The sequence below is a fragment of the Leisingera sp. SA215 genome (assembly GCF_055902035.1).
The window spans coordinates 857,295-869,621 of record NZ_JBVVXU010000001.1 but is presented as its reverse complement, the minus strand read 5'-3'; the positions used below and the strand labels follow the sequence as shown (position 1 = coordinate 869,621).

At 63.8% G+C, this 12,327-nt stretch carries 11 protein-coding genes; 6 read left to right on the top strand and 5 right to left on the bottom strand.

Annotated elements, in window-relative coordinates; genetic code table 11:
• Position 1 precedes the first annotated feature (1 nt).
• The 4 genes from AC0KW6_RS04185 to AC0KW6_RS04170 all read right to left on the bottom strand — a co-directional run bounded on the left by AC0KW6_RS04185 (position 2) and on the right by AC0KW6_RS04170 (position 4,955).
• A complete protein-coding gene (locus AC0KW6_RS04185) occupies positions 2-1,438 on the bottom strand; it encodes a DEAD/DEAH box helicase (RefSeq protein ID WP_474034168.1) in 1,437 nt (478 codons plus the stop codon).
• Between the two features lie 182 nt (positions 1,439-1,620).
• Positions 1,621-2,562 (bottom strand): glycosyltransferase family 2 protein, encoded by a 942-nt coding sequence (locus AC0KW6_RS04180; RefSeq protein WP_323783898.1) that lies wholly within the window; start codon positions 2,560-2,562, stop codon positions 1,621-1,623.
• The gene (locus tag AC0KW6_RS04175; protein ID WP_323783896.1) at positions 2,552-3,307 is read right to left on the bottom strand and encodes a hypothetical protein; all 756 of its coding nucleotides are present in this window, start codon (positions 3,305-3,307) and stop codon (positions 2,552-2,554) included. The genes AC0KW6_RS04180 and AC0KW6_RS04175 overlap by 11 nt, the downstream gene beginning before the upstream one ends.
• Before the next feature lie 40 nt (positions 3,308-3,347).
• Entirely contained in the window at positions 3,348-4,955 is a 1,608-nt protein-coding gene (locus AC0KW6_RS04170) for a peptide chain release factor 3 (RefSeq protein WP_323783894.1), read from the bottom strand.
• Positions 4,956-5,348: 393 nt separating this feature from the next.
• Here AC0KW6_RS04170 and AC0KW6_RS04165 point away from each other — a divergent pair, with 393 nt between their 5' ends.
• Positions 5,349-5,600 carry a BrnA antitoxin family protein gene (locus AC0KW6_RS04165; RefSeq protein WP_323779033.1) on the top strand — a complete coding sequence of 84 codons (252 nt, stop codon included), beginning with the start codon at positions 5,349-5,351 and terminating at the stop codon, positions 5,598-5,600.
• A gap of 132 nt (positions 5,601-5,732) precedes the next feature.
• On the top strand, positions 5,733-6,440 hold the full coding sequence (locus tag AC0KW6_RS04160) for a hypothetical protein (protein ID WP_474034167.1): 708 nt from the start codon (positions 5,733-5,735) through the stop codon (positions 6,438-6,440).
• Between the two features lie 88 nt (positions 6,441-6,528).
• Here the strand turns inward: AC0KW6_RS04160 and AC0KW6_RS04155 are convergent, their stop codons facing one another.
• Complete coding sequence (locus tag AC0KW6_RS04155; RefSeq protein WP_323779029.1) at positions 6,529-7,554, bottom strand: Hint domain-containing protein; 1,026 nt, start codon at positions 7,552-7,554, stop codon at positions 6,529-6,531.
• 216 nt (positions 7,555-7,770) lie between these two features.
• On the opposite strand from AC0KW6_RS04155, the gene AC0KW6_RS04150 reads away from it, so the two are divergent.
• The 4 genes from AC0KW6_RS04150 to AC0KW6_RS04135 all read left to right on the top strand — a co-directional run bounded on the left by AC0KW6_RS04150 (position 7,771) and on the right by AC0KW6_RS04135 (position 12,308).
• A complete protein-coding gene (locus tag AC0KW6_RS04150) occupies positions 7,771-8,550 on the top strand; it encodes an SDR family oxidoreductase (protein ID WP_323779027.1) in 780 nt (259 codons plus the stop codon).
• A 9-nt stretch (positions 8,551-8,559) separates the two neighbouring features.
• Positions 8,560-9,696 carry a hypothetical protein gene (locus AC0KW6_RS04145; protein WP_323779025.1) on the top strand — a complete coding sequence of 379 codons (1,137 nt, stop codon included), beginning with the start codon at positions 8,560-8,562 and terminating at the stop codon, positions 9,694-9,696.
• An 84-nt stretch (positions 9,697-9,780) separates the two neighbouring features.
• Positions 9,781-11,163, top strand: a complete 1,383-nt coding sequence (locus AC0KW6_RS04140; RefSeq protein ID WP_474034165.1) for an SLC5/6 family protein — start codon at positions 9,781-9,783, stop codon at positions 11,161-11,163.
• A gap of 53 nt (positions 11,164-11,216) precedes the next feature.
• Positions 11,217-12,308 (top strand): ABC transporter ATP-binding protein, encoded by a 1,092-nt coding sequence (locus tag AC0KW6_RS04135; RefSeq protein ID WP_323779022.1) that lies wholly within the window; start codon positions 11,217-11,219, stop codon positions 12,306-12,308.
• The last annotated feature ends 19 nt before the right edge of the window (positions 12,309-12,327 follow it).

The following is a 12,327-nucleotide window of genomic DNA, read 5'->3' as shown; positions in this document are numbered from 1 at the left end:
GTCAGCTAGCCCGGCGTTCCGCGAAGCTGAGGGCGATGAAGCTGGGCAGGTGATCGCCCATTCCGACCACTGTCTTGTCGTCGCGTTTACCGTATTTGCCGCGGCCCGACGAGCGTTCGGGCTTCTGAGCGGGCTTTTCGTCCCTGCGGGGGCTGCGGGCCGCCTCCTTGCGGGGCTCGCGGGCTTCCGCTTCCGGCTTGGCAGCGCGGGGGCTGGCTTCCGGCTTGGCTGCGCGGGGGCTGGCTTCTTGCTTGGCTGCGCGGGCCGGCTTTTCGGCCTGGGGTTCCGGCTTCACCGGGTTGTCCAGACGCGGGATCTCTTTCTGGATCAGCTTCTCCACTGCATCCAGCGCCTTGTCATCGCGGGGAATGCAGATGGTGATCGCCTTGCCGGCGCGGCCGGCGCGTCCGGTGCGTCCGATCCTGTGAACGTAATCCTCGGCATGGCCGGGCACGTCGAAGTTGAACACATGGCTGACGCTGGGCACATCCAGGCCCCGCGCGGCCACATCCGAGGCGACCAGGATCCGCAGGGACCCTTCGCGGAAGCCGTCCAATGTCCTGGTCCGCTGGCTTTGATCCAGGTCGCCATGAATCGGCGCCGCGTCATAGCCGTATTTCTTCAGCGATTTGGCAACGATATCCACGTCCGACTTGCGGTTGCAGAAGATGATTGCATTGGTGAGCTTGTCGCCCTCATTGTCGATCAGCGCCCGCAGAACGGTACGCTTTTCGCTGCCCTCGCGGTCACGGCGCGATGCCTTGAACTGCACCACAGCCTGTTCGATCGTTTCCGATGCGGTGGCCTGCCGTGCGACTTCAATGCGCTCGGGGCCGGACAGGAAGGTGTTGGTGATCCGCTCGATTTCCGGCGCCATGGTGGCCGAGAAGAACAGCGTCTGGCGGGTGAACGGTGTCAGCGAGAAGATGCGCTCGATATCGGGGATGAACCCCATGTCCAGCATCCGGTCGGCTTCGTCCACCACCATCACCTGCACGCCAGTCAGCAGCAGTTTGCCGCGTTCGAAATGGTCCAGCAGACGGCCGGGGGTGGCGATCAGCACATCGACGCCCTTGTCGATCAGCGCGTCCTGTTCCTTGAACGAGACCCCGCCGATCAGCAGCGCCTTGGTGAGCTTTACATGCTTGGCATAGGTGTCGAAGTTTTCCGCCACCTGGGCCGCCAGCTCGCGGGTGGGGCACAGCACCAGGCTGCGCGGCATCCGGGCGCGGGCGCGGCCGCGCGCCAGCAGCGTGATCATCGGCAATGTGAAAGACGCCGTCTTGCCGGTGCCGGTCTGAGCGATTCCCAGAACATCGCGCCCTTCCAGCGCAGGCGGAATCGCTCCCGCCTGGATGGGAGTGGGGGTTTCATATCCAGCTTCCTCAACAGCTTTGAGGACCTTGGGATTAAGGTTGAGATCGGTGAATTTTGTCATATGCATCCGTCATTGCGGACACTGACCTGGCCCGCGCGTGTGTGTTGCAGCCGACTCCGCAAAGGTCATGCGGGATGGCAGCTGCCGGCTCGTGAGGCGGCATAGCAAAATCCTGCGCGATCGTCAATTAATGCCGGATTTTGCAGCGTTTTTGTCCGGGTCTTTTGCAACAGAGCGACAATTCAGCCGAATTCTGGAAAGTGTTTCCGCCGTTTCCTGGCTAAATCCAGTTTTCGAATCTTGAGCAGCCCCGCGGCGCGCAGGCGGTCCCTCAGGCCTGCGCTGTCGGCGCAAACTTCGTCGAAAAAGGTCCGCAGGCCGGCTTCGCCCTGATCCGACTCGATAGAACTGAGCAGCTCATGCGTCGTGATTCTCCCGGGCTCTTGCGGCCGGGCGGGGGCAAGTTCGGCCCGGTAGGAGCCTTTTTGCAGCCGGTAGCGGTAGTGGCTGATCCAGCTCTGCCAGTCGGCTGCGTGGAAATGGCACAGCTCCATGCCGTCCAGTTCTGCGGCGCCGGGGTTTTCCGTCTCGCCCAGAAAGGCGTTGTGAATGCGCAGGCTGAGCCCGTCAATGCCGGTCCGGACAAACAGTTTGCCCTGAACGTGGCTGAGAAAACCGCCGCGCAGCACCCGGCCGAACCGGGGGTAAAGCTGATCAGCGGGGCCGCCGCGCTGTGCGGCGGCAACATATCCCTTGAATGCCGTTCCATCACCGCCGGCCAGGGCCTCGATCGGCCTGACCCGGGCGCATTGGGTCGCTGGCGGCTGCGCTGCAAGCCGGCTGGCGGGCAGGCTGTCCGACCACAGGAACTCATCCACGTCGCAATGCAGCAGCCAGCTGACATCCTTGGCCTGACGCCGGTAAGCTCGATTGGCATTTATGGTCTGCCGCACCTGATGCCGCGCCGGGCGGCCCTTTTGCTGCCAATACCCGTCATCGCATTCAACCACGCGGATTTTCGGATGCGCTTTCAGCAGCGGATAGGCGTCCGGGCAGGGGGCATCCAGATAAAGGAACAGCCGGTGCGCTCCGGCGTCCAGATAATGCGCTGCAAAGGAGAGGATCTCCGCGGCCTCGGCCTTGATCGTGCTGACCACGCCCCATTTGACCGCACTATCGCTCATCTGAGGCCGATCTGTCTTTGTAGCGCTGAATGCGCCCGAAAATGCTGCGCGGGTCACTCATCACCATCCGCAGCATGCGCATGCCCAGCGGCTGCAAGACCGTGTCATTCTCCGAATACCGCCACAGCCGCGCCAGCATGTTCATGTCCAGATCGCCATGAGGCAGGGAATAAGGCTCCAGTCCAAAGCCCAGATCATCCGGTCGCGGACCGCCGCGGGAGCGCGGAAAACCGTCGCTGTTCCTGCGCCCGCTCTGGCGGCGCTCGCTGTCGTGCAGCTTGATCAGGTCGAACAGCATCATCAGCCCCTGACCGCCCAGACGCTGATCGATGGTTTCACCGTGGTCGCCAAAGGTGGTCGCAGCCGAAATCAGCCAGCGGACGGGCAGTTCAAGGGCCAGAGAACCGCCGTGCTCCCTCCAGATCCGCAGGAACAACTGCTGCGCCTCCGGCGGCGGCGACCGCCTGCGCAGGATAGCGATACACACAGCATGCAAAGCCCAAAGTTCCGGTTGGCCGAGAAACTCGGTCCGTATCAGCGCCCGCTTGCGCAGGGCATGCCTGCGGTCTTCGGGCATGTCGATCATTTCCGGCGCACCGTCCACGCGCTGCGCCTTCAGAGCGTTCAGATCGATGTCCAGGGGCGGAAGCACTGACAGGGGATCGTCAAACGGCGTCTCGCGCTTTTCGAGCCGCCGCATGAGCGTGTAAAACCCGCCAGGATAGTGTTCGTGTTCCAAATCCAAGGCGGGCTTCAATGCTCTGATTTCTCTAAAGGGCCGTCGGTTACACCATCATTTCCTTGGTCGCGGTCAGTTTCAAGTCCGGATAGTCGCGCACCACCCGGTCGATGTCCCATTGCAACCGCGTCAAATACACCACATCGCCGTCGTGATCACGTGCGATGTGCTGCTTGTTGGCGTCAGTGAACTTGTCCACGGCTGCCCGTTCGCCGCTGACCCAGCGGGCCGAGGTGAACTGGCTGGCCTCAAACCGCACCGGCAGGCCGTATTCCATCTCGATTCGCGAGGCCAGAACCTCGAACTGCAACTGGCCGACAACACCAACGATGAATCCGGAGCCGATCGAGGGCTTGAACACTTTGGCAGCCCCTTCCTCGGCAAACTGCATCAGCGCCTTTTCCAGGTGCTTGGCTTTCATCGGATCGCCCGCCCGCACGCCTTGCAGCAGTTCCGGCGCAAAAGACGGGATGCCGGTCACCCGGATCGCCTCGCCCTCGGTCAGCGTATCACCAATGCGCAGCTGGCCGTGGTTCGGAATGCCGATGATATCGCCGGCCCAGGCCTCTTCCGCCAGTTCGCGGTCAGAGGCCAGGAACAGCACCGGATTGGAAATCGCCATCGGCTTTTTGGTGCGCACATGGGTCAGCTTCATGCCACGCTTGAAATGCCCCGACGCCATCCGCACGAATGCCACCCGGTCGCGGTGCTTGGGGTCCATATTGGCTTGAACCTTAAAGACAAATCCGGCGACCTTCTGTTCCTCCGGCGCCACCTGCCGGGGCTGGGCGGATTGCGGCTGCGGTTCGGGGCCATAGGCGCCGATGCCGTCCATCAGCTCCTTCACACCGAACGAGTTGATCGCCGAGCCGAACCAGATCGGGGTCATATGGCCTTCGAGCACCGATTGCGGATCCAAGGCCGGCAGCAGCTCGCGGGCCATCTCGACCTCTTCCAGCAGCTTCTCCAGCAGATGCGCAGGCACGTGTTCACCCAGCTTGGGATCATCCAAGCCGTTGATTTCAATGCTTTCCGCCACCTTGTTACGGTCGGCGCGGTCCATCAGCTCGAGCCGGTCGCGCAGCATGTCGTAACAGCCGATGAAATCCCGGCCGACGCCGATGGGCCAGGCCGCCGGGGTTACGTCGATCGCCAGGTTCTGCTGGATTTCGTCAATGATTTCAAAAGTGTCGCGGCTTTCCCGGTCCATCTTGTTACAAAAGGTCAGGATCGGCAGGTCGCGCAGGCGGCAGACCTCGAACAGCTTCTGGGTCTGGCTTTCCACGCCCTTGGCGCCGTCGATCACCATCACCGCCGCATCCACCGCGGTCAGCGTGCGGTAGGTGTCCTCGGAGAAGTCCGAGTGGCCGGGCGTGTCCACCAGGTTGAAACGGAAGCCACTGAAATCAAACGACATTGCCGAGGCGGAAACGGAGATCCCGCGGTCCTTTTCCATCTGCATGAAGTCCGAGCGCGTGCGCCGCGCCTCGCCCTTGGCGCGCACCTGTCCGGCCATCTGAATCGCACCGCCATAGAGCAGGAACTTTTCAGTCAGCGTGGTCTTGCCCGCATCCGGGTGCGAGATGATCGCAAAGGTCCGGCGGCGGGCAATTTCGGGCGGCAGTTCGGGGCGGGTGGTGACGGAATCCTGCATGAGCGCGCGTATAGCAGGAATGCCGCAAGAGGCAAGAAAAACAGGGGGCGGCAGGCGTGCACTCCCGTGCATCCCACGTGCACCGGGCGGCTGCCTATTCCGATACGCCCGGCGTCCCGCCGGGCAGCGCCCGACCCTCCCCACGGGAGGGCGCTTCGCACCCACCCAGGCTCGGGCGCTGCCCTCTGTTGAGGTGTTGCGCCTGACCCGTACGCCCCGCTTGCCGGGACTTGACCGGAGTAGGGCAGGGTGAGGGCGCCGCCATCAAGGGAAAGCCACGGGATGCCCAGCAAGCGATATTACGACAATGAAATGCAGCTGGAGCTGGACGAGCTGCAGCAGAAACTGCGCCGCGACTGGCTGGACTAGAGCCTGCCGCGCGAATGGGACGGCATGGAAAGCTGGGAGCGGCTGGACAAGCCCAAGACCCGGGTCACGGTGCGGCTGGACACGGATATGGTGAAATGGTTCCGCAAGCTGGGCCCGAACTATGGCCGCCGCATCAACTCGGTGCTGCGGATCTACTGGCTGGCGCTGCTGGCGGGGCATATCCAGGCCCATGACAAGGACAACACGATCCTGCGCATTGCCGTGCGGGCGCGGGAGATGCAGCGGGAGCTGCGCGAGCGCCGGGTGGGGGAGTGAGGGCGGCTATGCGCAGGAAGCGGAGTTTGCAAAGTCTATATGGCTGGTCCCAGAAGCCCTTGACGCGTGTCGCGACACTTAGCAGGCTCCGATTGCAGAGGTTTCCTCAGACTTTTCAGGAAGAGTTCTAAAATGAGTTATGTTCAAAATTCCGAGTTTGAGTTGGAGTTGATGGATTGGTTGATTGCTAAGATTACTGGCAGCCCAGACAACGCAACTGCCTCGTTTGAGGCCTTGCTGAAACTAGAGCTTTGGAAGGGGGCGGGTCCAAAATTTTTAGCCCAAAACAAGCCTGATTTCGACATTTCTTTTAGATTCCAGTCTCATTGGTTGACGTACGGGCACAGGATTAGAGAGCAAATCATCTCCGACTTTGAGACTTCTAAACTGCTCAAACACATGATGCCAAAGTACAAAGGCAGTGGCAAAATTCTTTACCGAGGTGAGAAAAAGTGGAACTGGGATAATGGTCAGATAGGCTTTTGCTGGACAGACAAAAAGAGCATTGCCGAGAAATTTGCCGCAGGACTACATAACGGTGAAGATGGTGCTGTGATAATTAAAGGGAATTTTCCAGCGAACGCGATAATCGCAGGACCAGAGACCGAACAAACACATCCAATTAGGGACGAAGAGAGAGAACATACTATAGACCCATTCTGCGATGTTCTAGTTGAAGCAATCCACTGCCACGGGCCCTACGACGAAACCGGAAATTTTAAACCTGATTGGCCGCTTCCAAGTATAACAAAGCGTAAATGCCAATCCGATCCTGCGCCTACTCCTACGGAAACGCTCCCTCCACAGACCATTAGACTGGCACCCATCTCACCCGACTGATGCCAAGTGGAAGAGTTGTCCCTTGAGTTTTGACTTTTCGATGTCCGTTTTGGGCTGGGAGGCTCACTGGCGCCATAGAGTTGACGCATTACCGCAGCGACGCCCGCTTCAGCAGCCCCACCGCATCGGGCCGGTCCAGCAGCGAGCGGCTCACATCCAGCCCGTGGGCGCCGCTCTTGTGCTGCGCGGGCAGGCTGCCTTGGGGGCTGCCGGGGCGGGCGGTCCAGAAATCCTCGGGCAGCACCGGCCGGGTGACCGGGTCGAGGAAGGTGCTCTCGGCGGCGATGCCTTCGGCATAGATGATGTGGTGATGGTCGAACAGGATCTGGAAGTAATCGGCAAAGCCGCCGTCCAGCACCACCACCGAATGGCCGTTCACCAGATCGCGGGCGCGGACCAGGATTTCGGGGGCGCCGGCGCCGATCTCGTCGCTGCGCTGATAGACCATCAGCCGGTGCGCCGGGCTGACGATCAGGTCGTTGGCGTTGTTCAAGGCGCCCTTGCGGATCAGGATCGGGGCGAGGTCGCCCACCGCCCGCAGGGTGGACTGGCCGACCCAGCGCACCTCTTGAATGCCGTCGTCCCGGGTCAGGACACGGTCGCCTGCGCGCATGTCCTCGATCAGCCGTTGCGCGCCGGTGGCCAGGGTGATGCGGGTGCCGCGGGTGAACGAGACGCAGGCGGACTGTGCCAGCTTGCGCCGGGCCGATTTGCGCCCGGCCTTGACCAGCGTATAGGGCATATGCGCCTGCAAGGGGGCCAGCGGCACCAGATAGATACCGTCAATCAGCCCGTCACCGTCCACTTCGACCATCACCAGGATCTCGGTATTGGGGCCGCTGTCGGGCATCAGCGTCAGCAGGCAGTCCAGATGCAGCGCCGCCCCCGGGGCGCCCAGGGCGGTGTCGGCGGCAATGCGGAAACTGCCATCGTGATAGGCGGCGATGCCCAGCCGCTGCGGCGGCACCGGGCTGTTCAGCAGGTAGATGTCATCCAGCACCAGGTCCTCGAGCAGACCCAGGGGGTCGCCCATGTTGGCACCGTATTCGACGCGGAAACGCTCGGCCGGGTAGGCCTGGACGGAGGAGAGGCTGGCAGTCAAATTCTGTCCCATATGCGGCCGGTATTCGCTTTTATATGCGGGCCCGCAGGCCGGTCCGTCAAATAGATTTGCTGGGGGAATGTGGCGAAAAGGCGGTGGGAAGAGGCGGATTTCCAGGCAGTTTCACGCTGCCGGCTGTGTGCGGCGGGGCCGGCTGCGGGGCTGGCCATCCGGACGCAGCCGGTGCAAGCTCCGCGAAACGGACAAGAATCCCGAGGGAGAACAACGATGGATCTGGGTATTTCGGGCAAGCGCGCGCTGGTTTGCGCCAGCAGCAAGGGGCTGGGACTGGGCTGCGCCGAGGCGCTGGCAGAGGCCGGCGTGAACCTGGTGATGAACGCCCGCGGAGCCGAGGCGCTCGAAGCCTCGGCGCAGGCGATCCGCGACCGGTACGGCGTGGATGTGGTGACGGTGGCGGCCGATGTGACCACGCCGGAGGGCCAGAAACAGGTGCTGGATGCAGCCCGGGGCGTGGATATCCTGGTCACCAATGCGGGCGGGCCGCCGCCGGGCATGTGGACCGACTGGGACCGCGAGGATTTCATTCAGGCGCTGGACGCCAACATGCTGACGCCGATTGCGCTGATCAAGGCGCTGGTGCCCGGCATGATCGAGCGCGGCTGGGGCCGGGTGGTCAATATCACCTCGGTTTCGGTCAAATCGCCGATCCCGGTGCTGGGGCTGTCGAATGCGGCGCGGGCGGGTCTCACCGGCTATGTCGCGGGCACCGCCCGGCAGGTGGCGGGCCAGGGCGTTATCATCAACAACCTGCAGCCGGGCATCCATGCCACCGACCGCGCCGTATCGCTGGACGGCGGTGCCGCCAAGGCGCAGGGGATCACGCCCGAGGAAGCCAAGGCGCAGCGCTGCGCCACCATCCCGGCGGGCCGTTACGGCACCCGGGCTGAGTTCGGCGCCACCTGCGCCTTCATGTGCTCGCAGCACGCGGGCTTCATGGTCGGGCAGAATATCCTGCTGGACGGCGGCGCCACCAATACCACGATGTAAGGGGCTGACATGGCTTCGGGATTTTCCCTGAAAGACCAGCTGTTCAACCGCGACAAGGTCCGCTATCTGGCGGGCCTTTTTTCGGCGGCTGAGCCTGGGTTTGATGCCAGTGCTTTTGAAAGCCGGGTGATGGCGGAACTGCCGGCGCTGGAGCTGAAGCAGCGGATGACGCTGATCGCCGATGTGCTGGCGGGCCATCTGCCCAAGGCGCTGCCGGAGGCCGCGCCGGTGCTGCTGAGGGCGCTGCCGCCGCGGCTGGATCCGCGCAAAACGGATGATGATTTTGGCGATTTCATCTTTGCCCCGCTGGGGGAGTATGTTGCCGCACAGGGGCTGAAGGCGCACCCGGATCTGTCGCTTGACCTGCTCGAAGAGCTGACACAGAGGTTCTCGATGGAATGGGCGATCCGCCCCTTTCTGAACCGCTGGCCGGCTGAGGTTATGTCGCGGATGCAGGGCTGGGCCGGGCATTCGAGCTATCACGTGCGGCGGCTGGTGAGCGAGGGCACGCGGCCGCGGCTGCCTTGGGGCGCGGCGGTCGGCCTGCCGCTGGCGGAGCCGCTGCCGCTGCTGGACCGATTGCACAGCGATCCCGCCCGCTATGTCACCCGCTCGGTTGCCAACCATCTGAACGATATCGCCAAGAAGGACCCGGATCTGGTGATGGACCGGCTGCAGAGCTGGCGCGAAGCCGCGGTGCAGGACCGCAAGGAGCTGGACTGGATGACCGCCCATGCCCTGCGCGGGCTGGTCAAGGCAGGCCATCCGCGGGCGATGGCGATGCTGGGGTACGACCCGGAGCTGGCGTTGAAAGCGCTGATTGCTGCCCCGGAGACGGTGCGCATCGGCGAGGCGCTCGATTTCTCCTGCCGGCTGGAAGGCGCAGCAGGCGCGCCGGTTCTGGTGGATTATATCCTGCATTTCCAGCGCCCGGGCGGCAAGGCCTCGGCCAAGGTGTTCAAGCTGAAGCAGGCCAGGATCACCGGCGGCATTCTGGAGCTGGGCAAGAAGCACAAGCTGAAAGGCGACGCCACCACCTTCAAGCTGGTGCCGGGGCCGCACCGGATTGAGCTGATGGTGAACGGCAAGGTGCGGGCCGGGGCGGCGTTTGAGCTGCTGCCACAGGCCTGGCATCCTGGCCGCTGACACGCCTTCACGATCCTGTGGGGGATCTGGCAGCGCCCTGGGGGCGCTGCTAGTCCCGGAGGCACCACATCTCGGGATCTATCCATGCAAGCCATAGCCCTTACCGCTCTCTTTGCCGCCGTCATTGCGCTCAGCCTGTGGTTCGCGCCACGCAGGGCAACGGTCGGAGGCTTCTTCGGGGGACGCTCCGTCGAGGGTCAGGTGCCGGGGTTGTGGACGCTGGTGCTGTCGCAAGTGACGACATGGATCTTTGCGCGGTCGCTGATGAATGCGGCGATCCTCGGGTTTTACTACGGCATTGCGGGCACGCTGGCCTACGCGGCCTACTACGGCTCCTTTCTTACCGGCGGCTATATCGTCGGGCGGATGCGCGCACAGGGCGCGGCTTCGGTGCAGGACTGGCTGTCGGTGCGGTTCGGTGCGGCGGGGACCACTGCCTATAACCTGGTGATTGCGCTGCGGCTTTTGTCCGAGGTCTTTGCCAACCTGCTGGTCGTGGGCCTGATCTTCAGCGCCGCCCTGCCGCAGGTGGAGGGCGCGGAGACCATTGCCATCGTGGCTGTCGGCCTGCTGGCGCTGGGCTATTCCGCCTGGGGCGGGCTGTCGGCGGCGCTGCGCACTGATGTGATCCAGATGCTGTTCTTCCTGGCCGTGTTCGGCGCGGCGCTGGCGGCGCTGCTGTTGCGGCCGGGGTTTGACGTCGCCGCGGTGCTGACCGCGCCGGGCGCTGCGGGCGCGCACAACGGCTGGGTCCTGCTGGCGGTCGCCGCGTTGCAGGTGTTTTCCTACCCGGTCCATGATCCGGTGATGATGGACCGCGGCTTCCTCGCCGATCCCGCCACCACTCGCAAAAGCTTCCTGCATGCCTTCTGGATTTCGGCGCTCTGCATCCTCGGCTTCGGCTTCTTCGGCATCCAGGCCGCGCTGGAGGGCGCGGCCTATGAAGGCCAGCTGCTGGGAACTTGGGCGGCGATGCTGCCCGGTTGGGTGTTCGTGCTGCTGATCGTGTCGCTGCTGGTCTCGGCGCTGTCGACGCTGGACTCGGCGCTCAGCAGTGCCGCGCGACTGATGGTCGAAGAACTGTGCATTATGCCGCGCACGCTGGCCGGAGGACGGCTGGCGATGCTGGTCTTTGCAGCAGCGGGCGGTGCGCTGACGCTTTGGGGCAACCAGACATTGTTTGATGCGGTTGCCGTCTCTGGCACCGCGTCGATGTTCCTTACCCCGGTGCTGGCGGCGGCGCTGTCCGGGCGGCAGGTCGCACTCTGGGCCTATCTGGCCAGCTATGCCGCAGCGATGGCCGGGGCGACGGTCTATATGCTGCGTGACCTGCCCGCCTTGGCCGCGCTGCTTTATGACGGGCACAAATACGAGCAGCTGCTGCAAATCTGCCTGGTGGTGCTGCTGGCGGGGTTTGCCGCAGTGGCCTGCGGCAGCCGCAGGGTTGAAGCAGGGCAGGCGGGCTGATAGAGCTGCGGCAAATTCCGACGAAAAGCGTCGGGGACCGCAAGAGGCGACAGGTGCAATTGCAGACCCAAACTCCCGCCCCCCGTCTAGAAATCCGCAATATCAAGCGCTTCTTCGAAGGCCGTGCGGTGGTGGATGACGTCTCGCTGCAGATCCAGGCGGGGCAGGTGACCTGCCTGCTGGGGCCGTCGGGCTGCGGCAAATCCACCACGCTGCGGATGATCGCCGGGGTGGAGATGCAGGACAGCGGCGAGATCCATGTCGACGGCAAGCTGATCTGCGACACCGTGTTCCGGGTGCCGCCGGAGCGGCGCGGGATCGGGCTGATGTTCCAGGACTTTGCCCTGTTCCCGCACTTGAGCGTCGCCGATAACGTTGGCTTCGGCCTGAAGGGCAGCAAGGACGAGAAACGCGCCCGGGTCGAGGAACTGCTGAACCGGGTTGCGCTGAAGCGGTTCATCGACGGCTACCCGCACCAGCTGTCGGGCGGCGAACAGCAGCGGGTGGCGCTGGCCCGCGCGATTGCGCCCAGGCCGCGGATCATGCTGATGGATGAGCCGTTCTCGGGGCTGGACAACCGTCTGCGCGACGGCATCCGGGACGAGACGCTGAGCCTGCTGAAAGAAGAAGACACCGCGGTGCTGCTGGTCACCCATGAGCCGGAGGAGGCGATGCGCATGGCCGATGAGATCGCGCTGATGCGGGGCGGGCAGATCGTGCAGCAGGGCGCGCCCTACAACGTCTACACCCACCCGGTGGACAAGGCGGCGATGTCGTTCTTCAGCGATGTGAACGTTCTGAAGGCCGAGGTGAACGGGGCGCTGGCGCGCACCGCCTTTGGCGAATTCCTGGCGCCTGGCGTGCCGGACGGCACCGCGGTGGAGATCGTGTTCCGCCCGCAGCATCTGCGCATCGACTTCGACCGCGGCGGCCAGGGGCCGCTGCCGACCCCCAGCGACGGCGTTCCGGCGCGCGCGGTGGTGGAGCGGGCGCGGTTCCTGGGCAGCGAGAGCCTGGTCGAGTTCCGGATGGATTTCGACGGCTCGATCCTCAAGGCGACTGTGCCAAACGTCTTTCTGCCCGAAAAGGGCCGGGTGATGTGGCTGACGGTGCGCCGCAACCGCTGTTTCGTCTTTCCTGCCTAGGCGTTAGCGGGCATTCTGC

What these genes read in the sequence shown, in the direction of transcription:
- AC0KW6_RS04185 (WP_474034168.1), bottom strand. Translation starts at nt 1,438, where the DNA reads ATGACAAAATTCACCGATCTCAACCTTAATCCCAAGGTCCTCAAAGCT.
- AC0KW6_RS04180 (WP_323783898.1), bottom strand. Translation starts at nt 2,562, where the DNA reads ATGAGCGATAGTGCGGTCAAATGGGGCGTGGTCAGCACGATCAAGGCC.
- AC0KW6_RS04170 (WP_323783894.1), bottom strand. Translation starts at nt 4,955, where the DNA reads ATGCAGGATTCCGTCACCACCCGCCCCGAACTGCCGCCCGAAATTGCC.
- AC0KW6_RS04165 (WP_323779033.1), top strand. Translation starts at nt 5,349, where the DNA reads ATGGAAAGCTGGGAGCGGCTGGACAAGCCCAAGACCCGGGTCACGGTG.
- AC0KW6_RS04160 (WP_474034167.1), top strand. Translation starts at nt 5,733, where the DNA reads ATGAGTTATGTTCAAAATTCCGAGTTTGAGTTGGAGTTGATGGATTGG.
- AC0KW6_RS04155 (WP_323779029.1), bottom strand. Translation starts at nt 7,554, where the DNA reads ATGGGACAGAATTTGACTGCCAGCCTCTCCTCCGTCCAGGCCTACCCG.
- AC0KW6_RS04150 (WP_323779027.1), top strand. Translation starts at nt 7,771, where the DNA reads ATGGATCTGGGTATTTCGGGCAAGCGCGCGCTGGTTTGCGCCAGCAGC.
- AC0KW6_RS04145 (WP_323779025.1), top strand. Translation starts at nt 8,560, where the DNA reads ATGGCTTCGGGATTTTCCCTGAAAGACCAGCTGTTCAACCGCGACAAG.
- AC0KW6_RS04140 (WP_474034165.1), top strand. Translation starts at nt 9,781, where the DNA reads ATGCAAGCCATAGCCCTTACCGCTCTCTTTGCCGCCGTCATTGCGCTC.